At 70.7% G+C, this 25635-nt stretch carries 16 protein-coding genes; 6 read left to right on the forward strand and 10 right to left on the reverse strand.

Annotated elements, in window-relative coordinates; genetic code table 11:
- Nucleotides 1–197, reverse strand: a 197-nt coding sequence (locus ACFOY6_RS15870; protein WP_456316941.1) for a hypothetical protein, incomplete at its 3' end; no start/stop codon positions are given.
- A gap of 133 nt (nucleotides 198–330) precedes the next feature.
- Here ACFOY6_RS15870 and ACFOY6_RS15875 point away from each other — a divergent pair.
- Together ACFOY6_RS15875 and polA are read left to right on the forward strand one after the other, a co-directional pair.
- Nucleotides 331–555, forward strand: a complete 225-nt coding sequence (locus ACFOY6_RS15875) for a zinc-finger domain-containing protein (protein ID WP_109515866.1) — start codon at nucleotides 331–333, stop codon at nucleotides 553–555.
- Nucleotides 515–3409 carry a DNA polymerase I gene (gene polA / locus ACFOY6_RS15880; RefSeq protein ID WP_379651645.1) on the forward strand — a complete coding sequence of 965 codons (2895 nt, stop codon included), beginning with the start codon at nucleotides 515–517 and terminating at the stop codon, nucleotides 3407–3409. Before ACFOY6_RS15875 ends, polA begins: the two co-directional genes overlap by 41 nt.
- A gap of 163 nt (nucleotides 3410–3572) precedes the next feature.
- On the opposite strand, the gene ACFOY6_RS15885 is transcribed toward polA, so the two are convergent.
- Nucleotides 3573–6062 carry a beta strand repeat-containing protein gene (locus tag ACFOY6_RS15885; protein WP_379651646.1) on the reverse strand — a complete coding sequence of 830 codons (2490 nt, stop codon included), beginning with the start codon at nucleotides 6060–6062 and terminating at the stop codon, nucleotides 3573–3575.
- A gap of 1236 nt (nucleotides 6063–7298) precedes the next feature.
- Here ACFOY6_RS15885 and purH point away from each other — a divergent pair.
- Complete coding sequence (gene purH / locus ACFOY6_RS15890; RefSeq protein ID WP_379651647.1) at nucleotides 7299–8876, forward strand: bifunctional phosphoribosylaminoimidazolecarboxamide formyltransferase/IMP cyclohydrolase; 1578 nt, start codon at nucleotides 7299–7301, stop codon at nucleotides 8874–8876.
- Between the two features lie 127 nt (nucleotides 8877–9003).
- Here purH and ACFOY6_RS15895 read toward each other — a convergent pair whose 3' ends face one another.
- On the reverse strand, nucleotides 9004–9513 hold the full coding sequence (locus ACFOY6_RS15895) for a GNAT family N-acetyltransferase (RefSeq protein ID WP_109515862.1): 510 nt from the start codon (nucleotides 9511–9513) through the stop codon (nucleotides 9004–9006).
- An 11-nt stretch (nucleotides 9514–9524) separates the two neighbouring features.
- Nucleotides 9525–10103: a helix-turn-helix domain-containing protein gene (locus tag ACFOY6_RS15900; RefSeq protein ID WP_109515861.1), complete on the reverse strand. Its 579-nt coding sequence runs from the start codon at nucleotides 10101–10103 to the stop codon at nucleotides 9525–9527.
- A gap of 89 nt (nucleotides 10104–10192) precedes the next feature.
- Between ACFOY6_RS15900 and ACFOY6_RS15905 the strand changes: the two genes are divergently transcribed.
- Nucleotides 10193–11440 (forward strand): DNA recombination protein RmuC, encoded by a 1248-nt coding sequence (locus ACFOY6_RS15905; protein WP_109515860.1) that lies wholly within the window; start codon nucleotides 10193–10195, stop codon nucleotides 11438–11440.
- On the forward strand, nucleotides 11437–12690 hold the full coding sequence (locus ACFOY6_RS15910) for a NupC/NupG family nucleoside CNT transporter (protein ID WP_379651648.1): 1254 nt from the start codon (nucleotides 11437–11439) through the stop codon (nucleotides 12688–12690). Before ACFOY6_RS15905 ends, ACFOY6_RS15910 begins: the two co-directional genes overlap by 4 nt.
- 59 nt (nucleotides 12691–12749) lie before the next feature.
- Here ACFOY6_RS15910 and ACFOY6_RS15915 read toward each other — a convergent pair whose 3' ends face one another.
- The 5 genes from ACFOY6_RS15915 to pnp form a co-directional block, all read right to left on the reverse strand.
- On the reverse strand, nucleotides 12750–16085 hold the full coding sequence (locus ACFOY6_RS15915; RefSeq protein WP_379651649.1) for a glycosyltransferase: 3336 nt from the start codon (nucleotides 16083–16085) through the stop codon (nucleotides 12750–12752).
- Nucleotides 16086–16212: 127 nt separating this feature from the next.
- The gene (locus ACFOY6_RS15920; protein ID WP_379651650.1) at nucleotides 16213–17958 is read right to left on the reverse strand and encodes a glycosyltransferase; all 1746 of its coding nucleotides are present in this window, start codon (nucleotides 17956–17958) and stop codon (nucleotides 16213–16215) included.
- A gap of 74 nt (nucleotides 17959–18032) precedes the next feature.
- Entirely contained in the window at nucleotides 18033–18479 is a 447-nt protein-coding gene (locus tag ACFOY6_RS15925) for a DoxX family protein (protein ID WP_379631709.1), read from the reverse strand.
- A gap of 111 nt (nucleotides 18480–18590) precedes the next feature.
- Nucleotides 18591–19991, reverse strand: coding sequence for an NAD(P)H-dependent flavin oxidoreductase (locus ACFOY6_RS15930; RefSeq protein ID WP_109515857.1), 1401 nt, complete (start codon nucleotides 19989–19991; stop codon nucleotides 18591–18593).
- 136 nt (nucleotides 19992–20127) lie between these two features.
- Nucleotides 20128–22323: a polyribonucleotide nucleotidyltransferase gene (pnp, locus tag ACFOY6_RS15935; RefSeq protein ID WP_109515856.1), complete on the reverse strand. Its 2196-nt coding sequence runs from the start codon at nucleotides 22321–22323 to the stop codon at nucleotides 20128–20130.
- Nucleotides 22324–22828: 505 nt separating this feature from the next.
- Here pnp and ACFOY6_RS15940 point away from each other — a divergent pair.
- The gene (locus tag ACFOY6_RS15940; protein ID WP_379651651.1) at nucleotides 22829–23731 is read left to right on the forward strand and encodes a bifunctional helix-turn-helix transcriptional regulator/GNAT family N-acetyltransferase; all 903 of its coding nucleotides are present in this window, start codon (nucleotides 22829–22831) and stop codon (nucleotides 23729–23731) included.
- 148 nt (nucleotides 23732–23879) lie between these two features.
- Here the strand turns inward: ACFOY6_RS15940 and ACFOY6_RS15945 are convergent, their stop codons facing one another.
- A complete protein-coding gene (locus tag ACFOY6_RS15945; RefSeq protein ID WP_109515854.1) occupies nucleotides 23880–25487 on the reverse strand; it encodes a phosphoenolpyruvate carboxykinase in 1608 nt (535 codons plus the stop codon).
- Between the last annotated feature and the right edge of the window lie 148 nt (nucleotides 25488–25635).

Raw genomic sequence — 25635 nt, forward strand, 5'->3', positions numbered from 1 at the left:
CGCACGGGCCTGCCCTCCGGCGGGGCGCGGTGGTGCAGCCGCAGCCGGGCGCCATCGGCGGCCAGGATGGCATCCTCCGCCAAAGCGGGGGCGGCGACGGGCGGGCCGGCCGGCACCACGCGCGGGGCGCAGCCGGCGAGGCCCGGCAGGCGCAGGGCGGCGAGGGCGGCGGCGGTCCAGCCGGAGCGGTGCGGCATCGGCCCCCGGCATAGCGGGGGCGGGGCGGCCGCGTCCAGCGCCGCGCCACCGCCCCGCGCGCCCGCCGACTGGCGGCCGGCGCCGCCTGCCCCTATGTTCCACAGGACCTTGGCCAGCGACGGAAGCCACACGATGCGCGACGCGAACCTGACGGGCTACACCCCGAAAGCCACCCCCGGGGTGACGCCGGAGGAAATCCTGCCGGCCCACAGCCGGGTCGTCACCTGCGATGGCGGCGGCGGCGCGCTGGGGCACCCGGCCGTCTCGCTGCGCATCGAGGCGACGCAGGTGACCTGCCCCTATTGCTCGCGCACCTATGTGCTGCAGGACGGCGCGGGTGGCGACGACCACCACTGACGGGCTGGCGGCCGCCGCCACGCCCGAAGCCCCCGCCGGCACCCCGGAGCCGGTGCCGCACCTGATCCTGGTGGACGGCTCCGGCTACATCTTCCGCGCCTTCCACGCCCTGCCGCCGATGACGCGGCCGGACGGGGTGCCGGTGAACGCCGTGTTCGGCTTCACCAACATGCTTGGGCAGTTCCTCACCCGGCATGTCGGCACCCATCTGGCGGTGGTGTTCGACGCCTCGCGCGTCACCTTCCGCAACGCCATCTACGACCAGTACAAGGCGCACCGCCCCGAGGCGCCGCCCGAGCTGGTGCCGCAATTCTCCCTCATCCGCGAGGCCACCGCCGCCTTCGGCGTCGCCTGCGTCGAGCTGGACAATTACGAGGCGGACGACCTGATCGCCGCCTACGCCAAGACGTTTGTCGAGACGGGCGGGCAGGTCACCATCGTCTCCTCGGACAAGGATTTGATGCAGCTGGTCCGCCCCGGCGTGCAGCTGCTGGACCCGATCAAGCAGAAGCCGATCCGCGAGGCGGAGGTGTTCGAGAAGTTCGGCGTGACGCCGGACAAGGTGGTGGACGTGCAGGCGCTGGCCGGCGACAGCACGGACAACGTGCCCGGCGTGCCCGGCATCGGCATCAAGACCGCCGCCGCGCTGATCGCCGAATATGGCGACCTGGAAGGGCTGCTCGCCGCCGCGCCGCAGATCAAGCAGCCCAAGCGCCGCGAGGCGCTGATCGCGAATGCCGAGTTGGCGCGCGTCAGCAAGAAGCTGGTGACGCTGGACGCCGACGCGCCGCTGCCCGTGCCGGTGGACGGGCTGCTGGCCCGCGCCCCCGAGCCCGGCCGCCTCGCCGGCTTCCTGCGCGAGCAGGGCTTCCGCTCCCTGCTGCACCGGATGGGGCTGGATGGCGATTCGGGCGGCGACTCGGCCCCCGTCAGCCGCCCGCGCCACGCCCTCCCCGAGGCCCCGGCCGCCGCGCCCGAGGCCACCCCCGCCGCCGACGCCGCGCCCTTCGGCCCCTATGAGACGGTGACCGACCCGGCCGCGCTGGAGCCCTGGATCGCCGCCGCGCGCGAGGCCGGCGTGCTGGCGCTGGACACCGAGACGGACAGCCTGGACGCGCTGCACGCCAACCTCGTGGGCATTTCGCTCGCCGTGGCGCCCGGCCGCGCCTGCTACATCCCGCTCCGCCACGGCCCCGCCGCCGGCACGGGCGACCTGCTGGAGGAGGCGCCGAAGCCGCCGCCGCAGATGACGCAGGACCAGGCCATCGCCGCGCTGCGCCTGCTGCTGGAGGACGCCTCCGTCCTCAAGGTGCTGCACAACGCCAAGTACGATCTGGAGGTGCTGGGCCGCGCCGAGAATGGCGGCGCCACCGTCGCCCCGCTCGATGACACCATGCTGATCTCCTACAGCATGGATGCCGGCCGCCACGGCCACGGCATGGACGAGCTCTCGCTGCGCCATCTCGGCCACCGCCCCATCCCCTATGACGAGGTGACGGGCACCGGCCGCGCCCGCGTGCCCTTCTCCCAGGTGCCGCTGGACAAGGCCACCGCCTACGCCGCCGAGGATGCGGACGTGACGCTGCGGCTGTGGCAGGCGCTGCGGCCCCGCCTGCGCGCCGCCGGGGCGCTGGCGCTCTACGAGCAGGTGGAGCGCCGCATGGTGCCCGTGCTGCGCGACATGGAACTGGCCGGCATCAAGGTGGACGGCGCCGAGCTGGCCCGCATCGGCGAGGATTTCTCGCAGCGCATGGTGGCGCTGGAGCAGCAGATCCATGAACTCGCCGGCAAGCCCTTCAACGTCGGCTCGCCGAAGCAGCTCGGGGAAATCCTGTTCGACGAGCAGAAGCTGCCGGGCGGCAAGCGCGGCAAGGCCGGCGCCTGGGGCACCGATGCCGCCGTGCTGGAGGACCTCGCCGCGCGCGGCCATGAGCTGCCGCGGCAGGTGCTGCACTGGCGCCAGCTGGCCAAGCTGAAATCGACCTATGTCGAGGGCCTCGCCGCGCAGATCGACCCGCGCGACGGACGCGTCCACACCGATTTCTCCATGGCCATCACCTCCACGGGCCGGCTCTCCTCCACCGAGCCGAACCTGCAGAACATCCCCATCCGCACCGAGGAGGGGGCGCGCATCCGCCGCGCCTTCGTCGCAGAGCCGGGGCATGTGCTGCTGGCGGCCGACTACTCGCAGATCGAGCTGCGGCTGCTGGCGCACCTGGCCGACGTGCCGAGCCTGCGCGACGCCTTCGAGAAGGGCGAGGACATCCACAGCCGCACGGCGGCCGACATCTTCCGGCTGGAGCCGGACAAGGTGGACCGCGAGGCGCGGCGCCGCGCCAAGACCATCAATTTCGGCATCATCTACGGGATGTCCGCCTTCGGGCTGGCGGCGCGGCTCGGCATCGGGCCGGGCGAGGCGCGCGGCATCATCGACGCCTATTTCTCCCAGTATCCCGGCATCCTGGAGGAGATGGAGCGGCTGAAATCCGAGGCGCGGGAGACCGGCTACGTCACCACCCCCTTCGGCCGCAAGCTGTGGATCGACGGCATCCAGGCCAAGGAGCAGGCGCGCCGCGGCAATGCCGAGCGCGCCGCCATCAACGCCCCCTTCCAGGGGGGTGCGGCCGAGATCATCAAGCGCGCCATGGTGCGGATGCCCGCCGCCCTGAAGGCGGCGGGCCTCTCGGCCCGGATGCTGCTGCAGGTGCATGACGAGCTGCTCTTCGAGGTGCCGGAGGCGGAGGTGGAGGCCACCGCCGATTGCGTGCGGCGGGTGATGGAAGGCGTGGCCGAGCTGCGCGTGCCGCTGAAGGCCGAGATCGGCCACGGCGCCAACTGGGGCGAGGCGCACTGAGGCAGGCCGCCGCCCGGCGGCATTCCCGGAGAGAGGCCGCCGGCAGGAGCGGGCTTCCGGACGCAACGCCGAGCAGAGATGAGAAAACCCCGCCACGGCGACGTGGCGGGGTTTTCTGTCATTCCAGGCTGCCCCGCCCGAAGGCGGGGCGTGACCACGCTGATCAGGCGATCATGAAGTGGTCGGCGCTGGTGGTGCTCTCGGTGAGGCTGTCCACACTGGTCAGGCCGGTCAGCTTCACCAGCGTGTCCGTCGTGCCCTGGACGAACAGGTAGCTGTCGCTCAGATACTCGAACACGGCGGCGGCGTTCAGGGCCAGGGCGCCATCCACGATGCCCAGGGCCTCGTCGAAGGTGGACGGACCCGTCCCCTCGAAGGCCAGCACGCCATCGGCGAGGGCGTAGGTGCCGGTGCTGTCCACGTCGGCCGCCACGGAGGCGGCGGCGAGCACCAGCTGGTCATTCGCGCCCAGGCCGGAGACCGACTCGAAGGCGCCGGTGGTGGAGGCGTTGGTGACGGTGATGAGATCATTGCCGCCGCCCAGGGCCAGCGAGCCGCCATCCTTCAGCTGAGCCAGGCTGAAGGTCAGGGCGCCGGACAGGCCGGAGGCATCGACCGAGGCCAGGGCGGTGCTGGTCACGCCACTCAGGTCCAGGGCGCGGTCGCCGGTGACGGAGACGGAGGCCAGCACATCGGTGGTCGCGCTGTCGGTGTAGGTGACGACGTTCGAGGCGTTGTCGCCACCGGACATGATGGAGAGGCTGGTCGCCACGCCCGTCAGCGCGATGGTGGAGACGTTGTCGCCCGATGTCGTCTCGCCGTCGATCCCGGCCAGGTAGTCGGCGTCGAACACCGCGCTCAGCGTCCTCGCGTTGGTCACGTTGATCGCCATCCCGGCGGTATCGATGGTCGTGTCGGCGGTGCCGGTCTCGTCGGCGTCCAGCGTCACGGTCAGGCTGCCGGCGGTCGCCTGGGTCAGGCTCAGGGTGTCGCCCGTGCCCATGTCGCCCGTGGCGCGGAAGCCGATGCCGCTGCCGATGTTCTGCAGGACACCGGCGTTGGAGCTGCCGCTGCCCACGAAGTCGGTGACGCTGTTGTTCTGCGCCAGGATGCCGACATCGAGGGTCTTGCCCAGGTCCTTCACGTCGAACACGTCGAAGCCGCGGAACGCGCCGATGTTGGCGGAGCCGACCAGGCTCAGCAGCAGCGTGTCGGTGCCGGCGCCGGCATCGATGACATCGCTGCCGTTGATGGCGACGCTGCTTTCGAAGCTGTCGTCGCCCGCGCCGAGGTTGACCGTCAGCACGCCCGTGCCGCGGCCGGAGATGCTGACGCTGTCGCTGCCTTCGCCGGCGTTCACGGTGGTCGTGCCGGTGCCGGTGGTGGAGATCCGGATGGTGTCGTCGCCGGCGCCGGAATTCAGCGAGGCGGCGGCGCCGCCGCGGGCCGTGGCGGTGTTGAGGGACAGCTCATCATCGCCGCTGCCGGTCAGCACCGAGGTGGTGGCGGAGTCGGCAGAGAACTCGATCGCGCCGGTCGAGGCGGAGGCGTCGACCGTATTCACGCTCCTGGTCGAGGCACCGGCCTCGTTCACATCCAGGGAGACATCGATCTCGGTGTCGATGGTGACAGCCTCGACATCGGTGCCCGCGATGATGTCGAGATTGGGCGTGTCGCTGGAATCCTCGCTGACGGTCCCCCTGAGAGTGACGGAGGCGAGGGACTCGCCGGAGACTTCGTCGAAGTCGAAGCTGCCCGCATCGACATTGTCGACCGCCAGCATGACCGAGGTGGCGTCGTCGGCGGCGATGACAGTGACGTCGTCGTCCTGGTCACGGAAGCCGGCCGTGGTGGTCTCGGCCAGGTTGATCACGGTGGCGGCGTCGCCGATCTGCCAGATCTGGGTCGCGCCCCTGAACTTCGAGGCATCGACGGAACCGCCGGAATGGGCGGCGGCGGCGGCGGCCTCCGTATTGTCGATGTTGATGATCTCGACATTCGAGACGGTGCCGGCCAGGCGCGAATTGGCAGTGCCGGCGACCGCGATGTTCAGCGTGTCCGTGCCAGCGCCGCCATCGATCGAGTCGAGGGCGTTGATCTGGGTCTGCTGGCTGCTGTCGGTCGGGCTGTAGCCCTCGGCAACGAACGTATCCTCGCCGGAGGTGCCGGTGAAGGTGTCCTTGCCCGCGGTGAGATAGAAGGTCTCGCCCGGCGTCACGGTGCTGCCATCGGTGTTGAAGGCGGGGCGGCCTTCATTGGCGCCGAACAGCAGGTAGTGCGCGTAGCCGCTGGCGAAGTCCCCGTTCTCGACGGCGGCGGCGACATCAGGGTTGGCGGCCAGATAGGCCTCTTCGCTGAACTGGCCCTCGAAGGAGCCGCCGCTGCGCCCCTCTTTCACGCCGAAATTCACGAAGTGATACCAGGCGCTCGGGATCAGGCCCTGGCTCACGGCCGCCAGCACGTCCGGGTTGTTCAGCAGGTATGAGGCCGCGTCGAACATGACGTTCGGGGCGCGCATCTCGAACTGGCCGAACTGCTGGAAGTGCTCGTAGGCGCTGTTGAAATGGCCGGACGTGATGGCAAGGAGGACGTCCGGATTGGTGCGCAGGTAGTACTGTTCGTCGAAATAATCCGCAGCAAACGCCTCAGACATTGTTCTATCTCCTGGAAGGACCAAGAATCGGACGCTTTACCTGGAGACATCCAATTCTCCTGATAAAACACCCTCTGATACGCCGTTCTTACGGGAACCGGTTGGACCAGAACCCGAATTGGCCCGACGAATACCTGAACCGAGCCGCAGGTTTACTCGGCTCAGGCGTTCGCCCGCACCTTGTTGTCGCAATGACGCAATTTTATTATACGGTCCCGAAGATCAATTCTGTCTTTCTGCGGTCCGCTTAATCACGCAAGGATAGGCTTGAAGCACCGACTTGAGCTGGGCGAGGAAAATCTCCACCGCTTCCGGCAAAAGAAACCGCATGCGCGGCATGTTCGACATGCACACGTCGAAAAGATACAAACAATATTCAAGTAACAATTATAGATACAGAGATTTTCCGTCTTCTCCTGACTCGATAATTTGTTATCAACCAGGAGTTGGTGCCTACCCTATGTCGGCCACAGCTCAAGTTCAAACAAAAAATACAGTAAAAATTCTCTTAAATTCTATCGTTATAGTTTCTAAATCCTAGACTCAAATTTGTTCCGAATTCAGAAGAGGATATTAATTACATGGTTATAAATAAAATATTGATCTGCACTTAAGTTCTCGCCAATATTATTCCTGTGATATCTCCTGTCGTTTGATTTTTTGGCGCGAAAATTGCCTTCCGATTGAAATTTCTAGCCACGCAAAACCCGACGCGTCTTGTTGATCCGGCGAACAGCCAAATTTTTGTTTCGAACAAAAACCGATTTTAATAATCGGCTTAAGATCAGGAAAAAATGCTTTCGACTTGCTGGCGTCGAGGGCATTGCGCCGCATCTCTCATGTCAGGAAGGGTCGCAGCACAGCCTGCCGCTCCTGCTGCAGAGCCAGGCCGGCCTTGCCCCTCCTGTGAAATCGGCCAAGGCTTCATGCAGGCTGCGGCTTCGTGCCAATTCGCCACATGCCATTCGTCCGGCGCTTCGCCTTGGCCGGCGATTCGGCCGCCACGCTTTCCGGCGCCCTGAACGGGCAGGCATTCCCGCGTTAGCGGCCCGCCTCCTTCATCAGCTCCCTCTCCCGGGCCAGGCCAGGCGTGCGATTTCCGGCAGAAGGCGAGGCCAGGATGACCACCGGCTTCGCCCGCAAAGGATGGGTCAGCCCTGCGCAGCCTTCGGTTGAGCGGCGCGGCGCAACGGTCTAAGCCCCGCGCGACGAGACTGCAGGAAGGTTGGACCGCACATGGCCGACATCGTGACCATCCGCCGCGCCCTGATTTCGGTGCATGACAAGACCGGGCTGCTCGACTTCGCCCGCTTCCTCGCCGGGCGCGGCGTGGAGATCCTCTCCACCGGCGGCACTGCCCGCCTGCTGCGCGAGAACGGCGTGGCGGTGGTGGACGTCTCCGACCACACCGGCTTCCCCGAGATCCTGGACGGCCGCGTCAAGACGCTGGTGCCGCAGATCCATGGCGGCCTGCTCGGCCGCCGCGCGGACCCGAAGCACGTGGCGCAGATGGATGAGCACCGCATCGCGCCGATCGACCTGCTGGTCTCCAACCTCTACCCCTTCGAGGCCACGGTGGCGAAGGGCGCCTCCCACGAGGAGACGGTGGAGGAAATCGACATCGGCGGCCCGGCCCTGACCCGCGCGGCGGCCAAGAACCACGAGGATGTCGCCGTCATCACCGCGCCGGAGCAGATGGCGGAGGTGCAGGCCGAGATGGAGGCGCAGGGCGGCACCAGCCTTGCCACCCGCAAGCGCCTCGCGGCGGCGGCCTTCGCCCGCACGGCGGCCTATGACACCGCCATTTCCACCTGGTTCGCGGCGAAGCTGGAGCAGGACTTCCCGCCCCGCCTCGCCATGGCCGGCGTGCTGCGCCAGACGCTGCGCTACGGCGAGAACCCGCACCAGCAGGCCGCCTTCTATACGGACGGCTCCAACCGCCCCGGCATCGCCACCGCGGCGCAGGTGCAGGGCAAGGAGCTTTCCTTCAACAATCTGAACGACACCGACGCCGCCTTCGAATGCGTCGCCGAGTTCGAGCGCCCCGCCATCGTCATCGTCAAGCACGCCAACCCCTGCGGCGTGTCGGAAGGCGAGAGCCTGGCGCGGGCCTGGGACCTGGCGCTGCGCTGCGATCCGGTCTCGGCCTTCGGCGGCATCGTCGCCGCCAACCGCCCGCTGGACGCCGCCGCGGCCGAGCGCATCTCCGCCATCTTCACCGAGGTGGTGGTGGCACCGGATGCCGACGAGGCCGCCCGCGCCGTCTTCGCCCGCAAGAAGAACCTGCGCCTGCTGCTGACCGGCGGCCTGCCCGACCCGGCCTCGCCCGGCCGCGTCATCCGCTCCGTCTCGGGTGGCTTCCTGGCGCAGTCGCGCGATGCCGGGCGCATCGCCGAGTCGGCGCTGAAGGTGGTGACGAAGCGCGCCCCCACGGCGCAGGAGATGGCGGATTTGATCTTCGCCTTCCGCGTCGCCAAGCACGTCAAGTCCAACGCCATCGTCTATGCCAAGGGCGGCTCCACCGTGGGTATCGGCGCCGGGCAGATGAGCCGGGTGGATTCCGCCCGCATCGCCGCCTGGAAGTCGGCCGAGGCCGCCAAGGCCGCCGGGCTGGAGGCGCCGCTGGCGCATGGCTCGGTCGTCGCCTCCGACGCCTTCTTCCCCTTCGCGGACGGGTTGCAGGCGGCGGCCGCCGCCGGCGCCACGGCGGTCATCCAGCCGGGCGGGTCGATCCGCGACAATGAAGTGATCGCGGCGGCCGACGAGGCGGGGCTGGCGATGGTGTTCACCGGAATGCGCCACTTCCGGCACTGAGGAAAGGAACCTTCTTTTTCTGAAGAAAAAGAAGCAAAAAGACTTTGTCAGTTTGGCGTCACGCCACCGAACAGCGTCCGCCAAACTGACAAAAGTTTTTTGGTTCTTTTTTCCAAAAAAGAACTTCCTACAGCGTCTTGTAATAAAACACCGTCGCATCCGCACCGCCCCCGCTGCGCAGGGCATAGCCCGGGATCGACCCGGCCTCCCGCCAGCCCAGGGCGCGGTACAAGGGCTCGCCGGCATCGCCCGCCTTGGTGTCCAGCACCAGCAGCGGGCGCTCTTCCGCGCGCGCCACATCCTCCAGCGCCAGCATCAGCACCCGCGCGATGCCCTGCCGCCGCATCTCCGGGTGCACCATCAGCTTCGAGACCTCGGCCCGGTGCCGGCCATTCGGCAGCCCGGCCAGCGCCAGCGCGCCGGTGCCGGCGATCCGCCCCGCCCGCCGCGCCACCAGCACGCGACGCGAGCCGTCGCGCAGGCTGCCCTCCAGCCCGCGCCACCAGGCGGCCGCCTCGCCCGCCGGCATCGGGTGCAGGAAGCCGATGCTGGCGCCATCCGCCACGCAGGCCTCCAGCAGCGCGGCCAGCTCGGGCAGCGCGGCGGGCAGGGTGTCGGCGGTCAGTTCCTCGATCATGCGCGGGGCTTTCAGGGCTGGATGATGGCCAGGAGGTAGCGGGCGGCGGGGCCGCTGGCGGGGCAGGCGAAGGCGCTGGCGCCGTGCAGCCGGTAGCGCAGGCAATCGCCCGGCGTCAGCGCATGCGCCACGCCCTCGACCGTCAGCACCAGCCGCCCCTCCAGCAGCCAGAGGTGGTGCTCCAGCCCCGGCAGGGGCGAGCGGGCATAGTCGATGCGCGCGCCGGGCGGCAGCACCCCCTCCAGCAGCTCGCCGCGCAACCCCTCGGCAGGGGGCGAGACGGAGCGGCGGCGGAAGCCCGTCTCCGGGTCGGTCCACAGCGTCTGCGCGGCGGGCGGCACCAGCGCGGCGGGGGCTTCCTCCACCGTCCGCATCAGCCAGGAGAGCGGGCGGCCATAGGCGGCGCAGAGCCGGCCCAGCATGCCCGCCGTGGCGCTGGCCTCGCCCCGTTCCAGCCGGGAGAGGGTGGCGCGGCTGATGCCGGTGCGCTCGGCCAGCGTCTCCAGCCCCCAGCCCTGCTCGGCGCGCAGCCGGGCGAGGCAGGCAGCCAGGCGCGCTTCCAGCGGGTCGGGCGGCGAATCTTCTCTCATGAGAGAATTTTTCTCTACTTGGAGATCACCGTCAAGCCTCTCCGTTTCCCGGCCCTGCCTGTAGGATGCCCGCACCATTGGAGAGCGCGATGTCCGACTGGCTGGTACCCGTCGCCCTGTTGTCCGTCCTGATCACGCTGGGGCTGCTGGGCATGATGCTGCTGCGGCGCCCCGCCCCGCCCGCCGCCACCGGCCTGGAAGGCTTCGCCCTGCTGGCCGGCAAGCTGGAATCGCTGGCCGCCACGCAGGAGCGCCTCGCCGCCCTCACCACAGACCGCCTGGCGCAGCAGGACCGGCAGTTGGCCGAGCGCCTGCACGAGACCAGCCGCCGGCTGGATGCCAGCCTGCTGGCGCAGAACGAGCGCATGGCCACCGCCACCGCCGGGCTGCGGCAGGCCATGGCGGCGCAGAACGAGCGGCTGGACGCGGCGCTCGCCCAGCAGAACGAGCGCTTCCTGCGCAACCTCACCGATTCGGCGCGCCAGGCGCAGGAGACGGCGGGGCAGATCCAGGAGCGGCTGGCCGTGATCGACGCGGCGCGGCAGAACATGGAGGCGCTGGGCGCGCAGGTGAACGCGCTGGCCGGCATCCTCGGCAACAAGCAGTCGCGCGGCGCCTTCGGCGAGATGCAGCTGCGCCAGCTCATCGAGGACCGGCTGCCGCAGGAGAGCTTCTCCTGGCAGCACACCCTCTCGAACGGCACGCGCTGCGACTGCCTGATCCACCTGCCCTACCCGCCCGGCCCGGTGGTGGTGGACAGCAAGTTCCCGCTGGAGGCCTGGCAGGGGCTGCGCGACGCGGAGGATGCCGCCGCCCGCAGCGTCGCCGCGCGGCAGTTCAGCGCCGACATGCGCCGGCATGTCGAGGACATCGCCCGCAAATACCTCATCCCCGGCGAGACGGCGGAGGCCGCCATCCTCTTCGTCCCTTCCGAGGCGGTGTTCGCCGAGCTGCACACCGGCTTCGGCGCGCTGGTGGACGAGGCGCAGCGGCGGCGCGTCTATGTCGCCTCCCCCACCACGCTCTGGGCCATGCTCTCGGCGATGCGGGCGCTGATGCAGGACATCCGCATGCGCGCCCAGGCGGGGCGCATCCGCGAGGAGGTGGGCAAGCTGGCCAGCGACGTGGCGCGGCTGAACGAAAGGGTCATGAAGCTGAAGGGACACTTCAACCAGGCGCAGGACGACATCCGGCAGATCGACATCAGCACGGAGAAGATCGCCCGCGCCGGTGCCCGCATCGCCGCGGTCGAGATGGATGACGAGCCGGAGGCGCTGCCCGCCCCCGCCCCTGCCCCCTTCCCGGATCTGCCGGACGAGGCCGCGCGCCCCGCATGAGCCTGCTGCAACTGCAATCGGGGCTGGGGCTGCTGGCCCTGGCCGGGCTCGCCTGGGTGCTGGGCGGCTGCCGCCGGCCGGTGCCCTGGCGCATCCTCGGCGCCGGGCTGGCGCTGCAGGTGGCGCTGGGCGCGCTGCTGCTGCACCTGCCGCCGCTGCGCGCCGCCTTCGACCGGCTGGGCGATGCCTTCGCCGCGCTCAGCCGCGCCACCCAGGCCGGCACCAGCCTGGTGTTCGGCTATCTCGGCGGCGCGCCGCTGCCCTTCGACGAGGTGCGACCGGGCGGCAGCTTCATCCTGTTCTTCCAGGCGCTGCCGCTGCTGCTGGTGGTCGGAGCCCTCTCGGCGGTGCTGTTCCACTGGCGGGTGCTGCCGCTGGTGGTGCGCGGCCTCGCCCTGGTGCTGCGCCGCGCCTTCGGCCTCTCCGGCGCCTGCGGCTTCTCGGTGGCGGCCAATGTCTTCATCGGCATGGTGGAGGCGCCGCTGCTGATACGCCCCTGGCTGGCGCGGCTCGCCACGCCGGAGCTGTTCATGGTGATGGCGGCGGGGCTGGCCACCATCTCGGGCAACACCATGGTGGTCTATGCCACGCTGCTGGCCCCCGTGGTGCCGGATGCGGCGGGCCAGCTTCTCGTGGCCAGCCTGGTCAGCGCCCCCGCCGCGGTGCTGGTGGCGGCGATGATGCACCCGCCCGGCACCGCCGCCCCCACCCCCGGCGAGGCGCCGGCCGCCGCCGCCCCCCGCCTCTACGAGAGCACGCTCGACGCGCTGGTGCGCGGCACGGCGGACGGGCTGAGCCTGCTGCTCGGCGTCATGGCCTGCCTGATCGTGTTCGTGGCGCTGGTGGCGCTGGCGAACATGGCGGTGGAGCCGCTCACCGGCTGGTCGCTGCAGGCGCTGGCGGGGCTGGGCTTCCGCCCCGTCGCCTGGCTGATGGGGGTGCCTCCGGAGCACCTCGCCACCGTCGGCACCAGCCTCGGCGTGCGGCTGGTGGTGAACGAATTCGTCGCCTATCTCGACCTCGCCACCGGCGGCGGCCTCGGGCTCGACACGCGCAGCCGGCTGATCCTCACCTACGCGCTGTGCGGCTTCGCCAATCTCGGCTCGGTCGGCATCATGCTCGGCGGCATGACGGCGATGTGCCCGGAGCGGAAGGCGGACATCCTGCGCCTCGGCCTGCCGGCGCTGGCCGCCGGCACGCTCGCCTGCTGCATGACAGGCGCGGTGGTGGGGCTGATGACGCCACCCTGAGCGGAGGCCGGGGAACGCCCTTCCCCGGCCCCTCGCCGCTCCCCCTCGCCGCTTCCCCGTCAGGCCTTCGGGCGCGGCACCTTCAGCGGCCAGATGATGGTCAGCCAGGGGTGCCGCCGCGTCAGCTCGGCGATCATCGCCTCGACCCGGGCGGTGGAGCTGTTGGCGGTGTTGATCATCGAGGTGTGGTGCACGCGGTACTCGGCCAGCGGCTCGCCGGGCACCTGCTCGCCATGCAGGCCACGCTCCATGAGGCGGCACCAGAAGTCGAAATCCTCCCAGCCGCCGGGGATGTGGTCGTAGCCGCCCACCCAGTTCCAGGCGGCGCGCGAGATCAGCGCCATGGCGTCGATGTAGTTGCCGTTGGCCATCCGCACCGGGTCGTAGGGCGGCAGGTTCATCACCCCCTCGCCATCGCCAAACTTGCGGATGATGGGGTAGGCGAAGGCGGCCCCCGAGGCATCGGCGGTGCGCAGGCAGGCGGCGGCGCAATCGGGCAGCAGGCGGTTGTCGGCGTCCAGCGGCAGCACCCAGGGGGTCTCGGCCAGGGTGAAGGCCACGTTGCGGGTCAGGCCCAGCCCCGCATTCTTCAGGTTGCGCGCCACCACCAGGCGGTTGAAGCGGCCGGCATTGGCCGCCGCCCAGCGCAGCGCCACGGCCCGCGAATCATCCGTCGAGGCATCGTCGACGATCACCAGGTCGAGCGGCCGCAGGGTCTGCGCCACCACGCTGTCCAGCGCCTCCGCGACGTGCCGGGCATAGTTGTAGAGCGGCACGATGACGGTGACGGCGGCGGCGCCCAGCGCATCGTGCTCGTACACCACCTCGTGCTCCGGCACGGCGGGGGCGACGGGCAGCGGCAGCGGCTCGCAGCTGCGGCGGAAGGCCAGGGCGGCGGAGCGCCCGCCGCGCAGCATCTCCAGCACATCCGCCACGGCCGCGTTGCGCTGCTCGGGGCCATAGGCCCAGAGCACGTCGCGCTGCGCCGCGGCGGCCATGCGGCGGCGCAGCGCGGCATCGCCCAGCAGGGCCTCGAGCGCCGAGGACCATTCCTCCGGCGTGCCGGCCAGGTAGCCGGTCTCGCCATGCTTCATGGCGCGCCGGTAGGGGCCGGTGGGCGAGGCGATGGTGGGAACGTCCACCAGCGCCGCCTCGAAATACTTCAGCTCGCTCTTCGCCTCGCAGAAGTCGTTGCCGACCTCGAGCGGCGCGAGGTTGACGTCGAAGCGCGCCACCTCCTCGGGCAGCCGCGGCAGCGGCACCATGGGCCGCCACTCAATGCGGTCCTCGAGGCCCGCCAGCTCGGGGAACTCCTCCACGTCCAGCGTCGGCGTGCCTTCCATGGTCGGGATGTTCTGGGCGAAGCGGAACAGCACCAGCCGCGCCTCGGGGAAGCGGCGCAGCGCCCCGGCCACCGCGGCGGCGCACTGCTTGAAGTCCTTCTGGTGCGTGCGCGAGCCGGAGGCGTAGCCGATGCGCAGCAGCCCGTCCCGCTCCTTCGCCCAGTGCCGGGCGGCGCGGCGGGAGACGGCCAGCGTGTCGTGGTCGAAGCCGTTGGGCAATACGCGCACCGGCATGCCGGCGTCGCGCATGTGCCAGGCCAGCTCCTCGGTGCTGGTGGTGCAGAGGTCGGAGGCCAGCATCGCCTGCCGCGCCTGGTGGAAATGGTTGGCGACCATCTCCTCCGGCAGCTTCTGGCTGCGGATGCCGTCGATCTTGTCGGAGCGCGCCAGGCGCGGGTCGATCAGCAGGTCGTCCACGTCGAACACCACGCGGGCGCCGTTGCGGCGCGCGGTGGAGATGGCCAGCGCCACCGCCTCGTTCAGCGGCACGCGCCACATCCACAGCACCTGCGCCATGCCGATCTCGGCCAGGCTGGCCTCGATATCCTCCATCCGCACCACCCAGACCTGCGCGCCGGCGCGGCGGGCGGCGGCGGCGGGACGCTCGACGCGGTAGAGATGGCCGGGCGTGCTGGCCTCGCCCGAGATGCAGACCACGCGCAGCGCGCCCATGCCGCTGAGGTCGGCCAGGGCGGCGCCCTGCGAGGCGGTGGGGGCGGTGAACGCCAGGGCCTGCGCGGACGCAGCCGGCGCCGGCTGCGGCATGGCGGCCAGCGCCGCGATGATCTCCCGCCGCTCCCGCAGCTTGCGCGGCAGCTGCAGCGTGGCCGACCACCAGGCGAGCTTCATCGCGCCGCGCACGCCGCGCCGCATGCCGGGCGGCAGCCGCCCGGCGGCGCTGCGCAGCGGCGCGGCGGCACGCCAGAGCGTGGATTGCGTCAGCAGGCGCAGGCTGGCCTGGGTGGCGTGCAGCTCGCCCTCGGCCCGCAGCAGCCGGGAGAGCAGCTGCTCCCGCGCGGCGGCGTCCTGCTCCGCCTTGCGGCGGGCGGCCTCCAGCTCGGCCTGCGCCGCCTCCACATGGCTGAAGGCGGCGGTCATGGAGGCCGACCGCGCCGCCTCCGTCCGCTGCTCCGCGCGGTCACGTTCCGCCTCCAGCTCGGCCCGCGCCGCCTCGGCGCGCTGCACGGCCTGGGCGCGGCGGGATTCGAGCGCCGCGGCCTGCCGCTCGGCCTCGTGCCGCGCTTCCGTCGCCAGCCGCTCCCGCGTCTCGGCCTCCCAGCGCTCGCCCAGCCAGGCGAAGCGGCCACGCAGCCGGGCCGTCTCGGCCGGGTCGGCCAGCGCGGTCAGCGCCAGCACCGCCGGCGGCGGCGCCTCGCCCACGCACAGCACGCCAAGCCCCCCTCCGTGCAGGAACTCGAAGGCGGGGTACCGCCCGCGCAGCTCGGCCCACAGGCGCCAGACGCCGGCATCCTCCTCCTCCAGCACGTTGGTGCCGTGCAGCAGCACCACGCCGCGTTCCGACATCTTCGGCAGCCAGGCCTCGAAATCGTGGCGCGCCGCCTCCTGGGTGCGCAGCCCGTCGATGTGCAGCAGGTCGATGGAGCGGTCCGCGAAGCGCGGCAGCGCCGCGTCGGCCGCCATCCGCAGCAGGCCGGAGAACGCCAGGAAGCGCGCATCGTGGAAGCTGCGGAAATTCCCGCGTTCCGCGCCGCCGCAGGGGGTGGCGCCCTGGTCCCCCTCCTCGCGCTGCACGGCCCAGCAGCGCGTGGGCAGGCCGCCGCGCTGCACCGCATGGCAGAAGGCCGAGTAGGATATGCCGTCGCGCGCGCCCAGCTCCACCAGGCTGCGCGGCGCCGCCTGCCGGACCAGCCAGTGCGCGAAGGGCACGTGCTGCCACCAGGCGCTCGCCTCGCCGATCCGCTCCGCCTGCCAGAACAGCGGATCCAGGGAAGGATCCGTCAGCGCAGCCAGCTGGGCAGCCAGCGGGGCAGCCAGCGGGGCGGCCTCGTGACCCCCACGCGCTCCAGCAGTGCCGGGCGTTCGGTTGTCCATCAATCTACTCCGGATGATGCCCTGGGAGCCGCTTCGGCCGCCGCAGCGGACCTTGCGGCGGCCCCAGCGGCGGCCCCACCGGCGGCCTTGTGCGGCAGCCGTGCGGCCAGGGAGGTAAACGGGTTCGCTATGCCAGCCACGGCCGGGAGCGTCTAGGTGGCGAGGCCAGCCCGCTGCCCTGCCAGGAGAACAGCAGATTGGGATTGTGGTAGGGGTCGCGCGCCAGCTCGACGGCCCAGCGGGACTGGATGACGCCCAGCTCCCGCAGGAAGCGCGCATGGCGCTCCGGGTCGCTCGCATCGTCCCCGCGCGAGACGGATTCGAGGTGCATCAGCGTCGCCTCGGGCGTCCAGACGATGCGGTAGCCCTCGCTGCCCAGCCGCAGGCAGAGGTCGATGTCGTTGAAGGCGACGCGCAGCGCCCCGGCATCCAGGCCGCCCATCGCCAGATAGAGCTGCCGCCGGATGGCCAGGCAGGCGCCGGTCACCGCCAGCACCGAGCGCGCCAGGATCAGCTCGCCCTGCGGCCCGGTCTCCTCCGGCTCCGCGAGGCGGAGCTGGTGCGCCAGCATCGGCCCCGGGCTGAGCACCACGCCGCCATGCTGCAGGCGGCCATCGGCATAGACCAGCTTGGCCCCCACCGCGCCCACCTCGGGCCGCAGCGCCTGCGCCACCATGGCGCGCAGCCAGCCGGGCTCATAGACATCGGTGTCGTTGTTCAGCAGCAGCAGCACCTCGCCGCGCGCCGCCGCCGCCGCCGCGTTGTTCAGCGCGGCGTAGTTGAACGGGCCGGGGGCATCCAGCACGCGCACGCGCGGGTCCTGGCGCAGCCGCGCCAGCAGCGCCAGGGCCTCGGCCCCGGTGCTGCCATTGTCGACGATCAGCAGCTCGAGGGCAGGATAGTCCGTGCGGCGCAGCACGGCATCGGCGCTGCGGGCCAGCAGGCCGGCGCCGTCGCGCGTCGGGATGATGACGGAGACCAGCGGCGGCCGCGCGGGCAGCGGCCAGTCCACCGCGCACCATTGCGGCGCCTGCGGCACGGGGCGCAGGCGCGCCGCCGGGTGGCCGCAGGCGGCGAGATGCTCCCGCACCACGCGCCGGGCGGCCTCGCCCTCCCATTCCGTCGGGGCGTCCTCCGGCAGGCGGCGGTGGCAGAGAACCGCCGGCACATGCCGGATCTGCTCCTGCGGCACGCGCCGCATGGCCCGCAGCGCCAGATCGTGCAGGGCGACGCCCAGCGGGCCGGCCTCGCGCCGCAGCCCGCCCAGGCCCCGCAGCAGCGGAAGCCGGAAGGCCAGCGGCAGGCCCAGCGCGTCGCGCGCCAGCATCAGCTCCGGGTCGAAGCCCGTCTTGAAGCGGGGAGAGACGCGGCGCCCCGCCGCATCCAGGCAATCCTCGTCGGCATAGAGCAGGGCGCTGTCGGGGTGGCGCAGCCGCAGCAGCGCGAATTCGTGCAGCGCCGTCTCGTCCAGCACCGCGCCGCGCGGAAGCGGCAGCACGAAGGCTTCGTCATCCTCCGCCGCCGCCAGCGCGGCCTGCAGGAAAGCGGCGGGCAGCGCCTCGGCGGCGGCAGGCAGGGGCACGGCCAGCACCTGCTCCGGCCGCGGCGGGGGTTCCGGCAGCCCTTCCAGCCAGGCCGCGCCGGGCAGGCAGAGGCGCCATTCCGGGTAGAGCTGGGACAGCGCGCCGCGCAGCGTCTCCGCCCAGTCGGCGGGGCTCTCTCCGGCGCGCAGCAGCGGCACCAGCAGGAAGCGCGGACGCTCCCCCATGCGCGCGACCTGCGCCGCGATCGCCTGCCGGTCGGCCCCGGTGAGACGGCCGTGGCGCTCCAGCCACGCGGCGTAGCCGGCGGCATCCCAGGGGAGAAGTGCCATGCGGGACGTCTAGGGCCGAGGCAACGGGGCGGGCAGGGCTGCGGTGCGGGTCGGCGGCATCAGGCGGAGGGCACTCACTCGGCGGGAAGGGCCGCCATGCGGGAGGAGGAGGAGGAACGGCTGCGCGGCCGCACGGCCAGGATGGAGACCACCACCAGCGCGCCGATCATGCCGACATGCTCGCCCGCGGTGTGGAAGGCAATGATGGCCCGCTCTCCCTCCAGAAGCCAGAAATGATGCACCAGGGGGATGGTCAGCGCCGTGAACACGCCCAGCGCCCCGGCGCCGAGCCAGGTCCAGCGGTTGAGGATGACCAGCGCCGAACCGCCGAGCTGGGTGATGACGACGAGGATGTTGAACAGCACCGGCGGGTTCAGGCCGAAATGCGCCATCTCGGCGACGCCGCCCTGAAAGTCCAGCAGCTTGCTGAGCCCGCTGCCCCAGAAGGGAAAGCAGAGCACCACCCTGGCCAGGATCTCGACCAGCGGGTGGCTCAGGATGGATTCGATCAGCTTCGGCACAGCAGCTTCCCCTGCCTCATACGGAACGGAAGCGGCATTATGCTTCCGGCCGCGAAAGGATTGCGCTCCCGCACAGGCGGGAGCGCAGTAACAAGGTGGTGAACTGCCTTCTCAGCGGCCGGACATGATCCGCTCGACCAGCTGCCGCACGGTGGGGATGAAGCCGTTCGAGTAGAACGGGTCCTGCCCGAAGCGATAGGCGTTGTGGCCGGCGAACATCAGGTTGTGCTCGATCTCGCCGTCATGCGCGATGTCCTGCAGCGTCTTCTGGATGCAGAAGCTGCGCGGGTCGGCCTTCTTGCCGTTGCTGTAGTCCGGCCCGTGCTGCGTCCAGTTGGAGAAGCGGCAGTGGCTGAGGCAGCCCATGCAGTCCGTCTGGTCCTTCAGGATCTCGCGGGCGTTCCCGGGCGTCACGAAGACCAGCGTGTTGTCCGGCGTGCGCAGCGCCTCGGTGTAGCCCTGCGCCTCCCAGTGGTGCACGCGCTCCAGGTCGCCCGGCGCCAGCCAGACGAGGCGCTTGCGCGGGCCCACGCCGTATTCGGCGGTGTGCTCGCCCACCGGCTCGGGGCTGATCGCCACCTGCCGCTCGTTGCGCGCCTCGAGGTCGCGCAGGAAGTCGTTGCGGACGGCGGAGGAGTAGAAGCCGGTCGGCGAGAAGGGCTGCAGCAGCACGTCGCCAGGCTTCAGCGTCAGCAGGCGCTGCTTCCAGGCCTCGCTGATCGGGCTTTCCTTGGTCAGCAGCGGACGGGTGCCGAACTGGAAGGCGATGGGGCCGAGCTCCGGATTGTCGATCCAGTCCTCCCACTCCTCCAGCCACCAGACGCCGCCCGCCATGATGATCGGCACGTCGCCCAGGCCGAAGGCACGCATCTGCTCGCGCAGCTTCAGCACGCGGGCATAGGGCGCCTCGGGCTTGTTCGGGTCCTCGGAGTTGGAGAGGCCGTTATGGCCGCCGGCCAGCCAGGGGTCCTCGTAGACCACGCCGCCCAGCAGCTCGGCCGCCTTGGAGTAGCTGCGCTTCCACAGCGCCGCGAAGGCCCGGCCGGAGGAGACGATGGGGTAGTAGAACACGCCGAACTCGCGGGCGATGTCGGCCAGCTTGTAGGGCATGCCGGCGCCGCAGGTGACGCCGTTGATCAGCCCCCGCGCGCCTTCCAGCACGCCGCGCAGCACGCGCTCGGCGCCGCCCATCTCCCACAGCACGTTGATGTGGATGCGGCCCTGGCCGTTCGAGCGCTCATAGGCCTCGCGCGCCTGGGTGATGCCACCCGAGATGCCGTAGGCCACGAGTTCCTCGTGCCGGTCGCGCCGGGTGCGGCCATGATAGACCTGCCGGATGACGTTGCCTTCGGCATCGTAGCTGTCGGCATTCACGCCGGAGAAGGTGCCGACGCCACCGGCGCCCGCCCATTCCCCGCAGGAAGCTCCCGTGGACACGGCCACGCCCTTGCCGCCTTCCACCAGCGGAAGCACGTCCACACCGCCCATCCGGATCGCGTTGATCGCCTTCACCGCAGCCTACCGTCCCAGAAGCTGTTTATCACGATATCGTCATATAGCGCGCCGGGGGCGCTTTCGCAGCCCCGGCGTTTGAAAACGCGCAACGGCCGGCGGCCGTTGCGCGCAAGAGGGGGAACCGGACCGGCCCTCAGTCGCGGCGGGGGCGGCGCTCGCGGCGCTCCTGCCGGCCCTCGCCATTGCCCTCGGCCTCGCCCTCGTCACGCGGACGGCGGGCACCGACCTGATCGCTGATGTCGGCACCCGTGGCCTGATCGACAACCCGCATGGACAACTTCACCTTGCCGCGGTCGTCGAAGCCCAGCACCTTCACCTTCACCTTGTCGCCCTGCTTGACGATGTCGGTGGTCTTGCTGACGCGCTCATTGGCCAGCTCGGAGATGTGGACCAGCCCGTCCTTGGCGCCGAGGAAGTTGACGAAGGCGCCGAACTCGGCGGTCTTCACCACGGTGCCGTTGTAGATCACGCCGATCTCGGGCTCGGCGGTGATGCCGCGGATGCGGTCGATCGCCGCCTGGGTCGCCTCGGGGCTGGTCGACGCGATCTTGATCGTGCCGTCATCCTCGATGTCGATCTTGGTGCCGGTGGTCTCGACGATGTCGCGGATCACCTTGCCGCCGGTGCCGATGACTTCGCGGATCTTGTCCTTCGGCACGTTGATCACGGTGATCTTCGGGGCGTTGGAGGCGACGTCCGTGCGGGCGCCGGTCAGGCCCTTGGCCATCTCGCCCAGGATGTGCAGCCGGCCGCCCTTGGCCTGCTCCAGCGCGATGCGCATGATCTCGGGCGTGATCGAGGTGATCTTGATGTCCATCTGGAGGGAGGTGATGCCCTCCTCCGTGCCGGCCACCTTGAAGTCCATGTCGCCGAGGTGGTCCTCGTCGCCCAGGATGTCGGAGAGGACGGCGAAGCCGCGCTCCTCCTTGATCAGGCCCATGGCGATGCCGGCGCAGGGGCGCTTCAGCGGCACGCCCGCATCCATCAGCGACAGCGAGGTGCCGCAGACGGTGGCCATCGAGGAGGAGCCGTTCGACTCGGTGATCTCGGAGACCACGCGCATCGTGTAGGGGAAGGTGGACTTCTCCGGCAGCAGCGGCTTGATGGCGCGCCAGGCCAGCTTGCCATGGCCGATCTCGCGGCGGCCGGGGCTGCCCATCCGGCCCGTCTCGTTCACCGAGTAGGGCGGGAAGTTGTAGTGCAGCATGAAGTTCTCGCGGTACTCGCCCGCGAGCTGGTCGATGATCTGCTCGTCCTGGCCGGTGCCGAGGGTCGCCACGCAGAAGGCCTGCGTCTCGCCGCGGGTGAACAGCGCCGAGCCATGGGCGCGCGGCAGCACGCCGACCTCGGCCACGATCGGGCGCACGGTCTTGGTGTCGCGGCCGTCGATGCGGATGCCGGTGTCGAGGATGGCGTCGCGCACCACCGTCGCCTCCAGCTCCTTCAGCAGGCCCTTGGCGGCCTCGGCCTCCGTCTCGGAGAGCTGCGCCAGGATCGCCTTCTTGGCCTCGCCCACCTTCTTCTGGCGGAGGAGCTTCTGGGTCTCCTTGTAGGCCTCGCCGATCGGGGCGGAGCCCAGGGAGGCCAGCTTCTGCTTCAGAGCGGCGGTCTCGGCCGATTCCTCCGGCAGGTCCCAGGGCTCCTTGGCGGCGCGCTCGGCCAGCTCGATGATGCCCTCGATCACCGGCTGGAAGCCCTTGTGGCCGAAGGTCACGGCGCCCAGCATGTCGTCCTCGGACAGCTCATGCGCCTCGGACTCGACCATCAGCACGCCCTCGGCGGTGCCGGCGAGCACGAGGTCGAGCTTGGAGGACTTCATCTGCTCCAGCGTCGGGTTGAGGACGTAGGCGCCCTCGATCAGGCCCACGCGGGCCGCGCCGACAGGGCCGAAGAACGGGATGCCGGAGAGCGTCAGCGCGGCCGAGCAGCCGACCAGCGCCACGATGTCCGGGCTGTTCTCCATGTCATGCGACAGCACCGTCGCGATGACCTGCACCTCGTTGCGGAAGCCCTCGGGGAAGAGCGGGCGGATCGGGCGGTCGATCAGGCGGGAGATCAGCGTCTCCGCCTCGGAGGGGCGCCCCTCGCGCTTGAAGAAGCCGCCCGGGATCTTGCCCGCCGCGAAGGCCTTCTCCTGGTAGTTCACGGTGAGCGGGAAGAAATCCTGCCCCGGCTTCACGCTGCGCGCGCCGACCACGGTGCAGAGCACGATGGTGTCGCCGAGGCGCGCCATCACCGCCCCGTCCGCCTGGCGGGCGACCTTGCCCGTCTCCAGGGTGAGCGTCTTACCGCCCCAGGCGATGTCCTTGCGGAAGTAGTTGTCGAACATGGATCGTCCTTAGCATCGCGGCCCGCGCATGGATGGCTGCGGGTCCTGCCTCTCCCCGCCCGGGCCCATGGCCGTGGCGGAGTGCCGAAAGAGCGATGCGGGAATTGCAGTGCCAGACCAGGTCTCCGCCTTCCCCATGGAAGGCTCTCGGCGTCTCGGGCGGCATGGGGTGGCCGCACGGCGGAACCGCGGGACGCACCATGTGGCCGGAAACGCCGCCACGCCCCTCGAAACGGATGGGGTCGCGCCTGGCGCAGCCGCTGTTCTTTCCCGCACGCTCGCGGGTCCGGGCCGGCCCGGTGGGGCGGCCCGCGCCGGGTTATGAACGGTCGGCGGGCCGGATGCTACGGAAAAATCACGGCGCCGCCCGCCCGCCCCTGCCACGGAGCGGCATGCGGGCCGGGATTCCCGGCGCCGGGCGGCCGCCGGCCCGCCAAGGCCAGGATATCTCCTCCCTCCGGAATGCTTGACAAAGGCAGGCATATTCCTGCCTCTATCAGGCATGTTGCCCGAGACCCTCATCCGCCGCTTCCACCGCGCCGTCACGCGGCAGGCGCAGGCGCTCGGCCCGCTGCCCGGCGGCGACCTGCCCCTGGCCGAGGCGCGCCTGGTCTATGAGCTGGCGCAGCAGCCCGGCAGCGCCGCCGCCGCGCTCGCGGCCCGGCTGGGGCTGGACGATGGCTACCTCTCCCGCCTGCTGCGCCGCCTGCAGGCACGCGGCTGGCTGGAGCGCCGCCCCGACCCGGCGGATGGGCGGCAGCACCGGCTGTTCCTGACGCCCGGCGGCCTGGCGGGCTTCGCCGCGCTGGACACCGCCGCCGACGCCCGGGCCACCGCCCTGCTGGCCGCCCGCCCCGCCGCCGACCGCCCGCGCCTGCTGGCCGCCATGGCCGAGATCCTGGCGCAGCTGGAGCCGGAGGAGGCACTGCCCGTCACGCTACGCCCGCACCGGCCGGGGGATCTCGGGACCATCATCGCCCGCCACGCCGCGCTCTATGCCGAGGAGCGGGGCTGGGACATCCGCTTCGAGGGGGCGGTGGCCGGCATCGTGGCGGAGATGCTGGCGCGCTTCGACGCGGCGCGGGAGCGCATCTGGGTGGCCGAGCGGGGCGCGCAGTTCCTGGGCTCCGTGGCGGTGGTGGCGGAGGCGCCGGGCGTCGCCAAGCTGCGGCTGCTGCTGCTGGAGCCGGCCGCGCGCGGCCAGGGGCTGGGCCGCCGCCTGCTCGGGGAGGCCGAGGCCTTCGCCCGTGCCGCCGGCCACCGCGCGATGGTGCTGTGGACCTATTCCTGCCTGACGGAGGCGCGCGGCCTCTACGCCGCGGCGGGCTGGAGCCTGCGGGAGAGCGTGCCGGAGCAGGCCTATGGCCATGCCCTGGTGGCGGAGAAATGGGACAAGGCCCTGGCCTGAGCCGGCATTCCGGGCCCGGGAGAAGCCGGGCCGGGGCGCAGCCGGAAAAGACGAAGGGCGGGGGAATCGCTTCCCCCGCCCCTTCCGCCCTGTCGGTTCGCCAGGCTCACATTGCCAGGCTCACATCGGCAGGCTCACATCGGCAGGTTCAGGCCGCCGCGCGCAGCGCCGCCGCCTTCACCTCGTCGCTCACCGTGCCGGCGAAGGTCTCGAAGTTCTTCTCGAACAGCGAGACGAGGTGCGCCGCGGTCTTGTCGTAGGCCGCCTTGTCGGCCCAGGATTCGCGCGGGTTCAGCACCTCGGCCGGCACGCCCGGCACGTCCTGCGGCACGGCGAGGCCGAAGAACGGGTCGGTCTCGAACTTCGCCTGGGCCAGGGAGCCGTCCAGCGCCGCGCGCAGCAGGGCGCGGGTGTGCTTGATGCTCATGCGGTGGCCGGTGCCGTAGCTGCCGCCGGTCCAGCCGGTGTTCACCAGCCACACCTGCGCGCCGTGCTTGGCGATCAGCTCGGCCAGCATCTTGCCGTACACCTCGGGGTGGCGCGGCAGGAAGGGCGCGCCGAAGCAGGTGGAGAAGGTGGCCTGCGGCTCCTTGCCCAGGCCCTTCTCGGTGCCCGCCACCTTGGCGGTGTAGCCGGACATGAAGTGGTACATGGCCTGCGCCGGCGTCAGCCTGGCGATCGGCGGCAGCACGCCGAAGGCGTCGGCCGTCAGCATCACCACGTTCTTCGGCAGCCCGGCCTGCCCGCCCGGCGCGGTGCCGGGGATGAACTCGATCGGGTAGCAGGAGCGGGTGTTCTCGGTCAGCGAGCCATTGTCGAGGTCGAGGTTGCCGCGCTCATCGGCCACCACGTTCTCCAGCACAGCGCCGAAGCGGTGCGAGGCGTTCCAGATCTGCGGCTCAGCCTCCTGGCTGAGCTTGATGACCTTGGCGTAGCAGCCGCCCTCGAAGTTGAAGACGCCCTTGTCCGACCAGCCATGCTCGTCATCGCCGATCAGCGCGCGCTCGGGGTCGGAGGAGAGGGTGGTCTTGCCGGTGCCGGAGAGGCCGAAGAACAGCGCCGTGTCGCCCGCCTTGCCGACATTGGCGGAGCAGTGCATCGGCAGCACGCCCTTGGCCGGCAGCAGCCAGTTCATGACCGTGAAGATGCTCTTCTTGATCTCGCCCGCGTAGCTGGTGCCGGCGATGCAGATCACCTTCTTGGCGAAGGAGAGCGCGATCAGCGTGGTGGAGCCGGCGCGGCCGCCATGCTCCGGCTTCGCCTCCATCTCCGGCGCGTGCAGGATGGTGAAGTCCGGCGTGAAGGAGGCCAGTTCCTCGACCGGCGGGCGGATGAACATGTTGCGCGCGAACAGCGCGTGCCAGGCATTCGTCGTCACCAGCCGCACGCGGATGCGGTGCTCCGGGTCGGCGCCGGCGTAGAGGTCCTGCGTGAACAGCTCCTCCCGGCTGCCGAGCCAGGCGCGCGCATCGGCGGTGAAAGCCTCGAACTTGGCGGGGTCCAGCTTCTGGTTGACCTTGCCCCACCAGATCTCGCTGGTCACCTCGGGGTCGTCGGCCACGAACTTGTCCTGCACCGAGCGGCCGGTGTGCTGGCCCGTCACCGCGATGAAGGCACCATCCGCCGAGAGCCGGCCCTCGCCGCGGCGCAGCGCCTGGGCGTACAGCCCGGCGGCGGTCAGGTTGGCATGGACCTCGGGGGTGGCGGTCACGCCGGTGCCGGCGAGAGCCTCCAGGGCGGGGTTCGACGCTGTCATCTGGCAGCATTCTCCAAGATCAAGGCGCTTTTCCTCCAGCGGAAGATCCGTGGGGCAGTAGCCATTGAAGGCCCCCGGGCCGCGCGGCATCCCGCACAACCGCGTGCCACATGCTCTGCGAACCGGGTGGTGGAGAGAACCTAGAAGC

Source organism: Teichococcus aestuarii, from assembly GCF_042651065.1.
GTDB lineage: Bacteria > Pseudomonadota > Alphaproteobacteria > Acetobacterales > Acetobacteraceae > Pseudoroseomonas > Pseudoroseomonas aestuarii.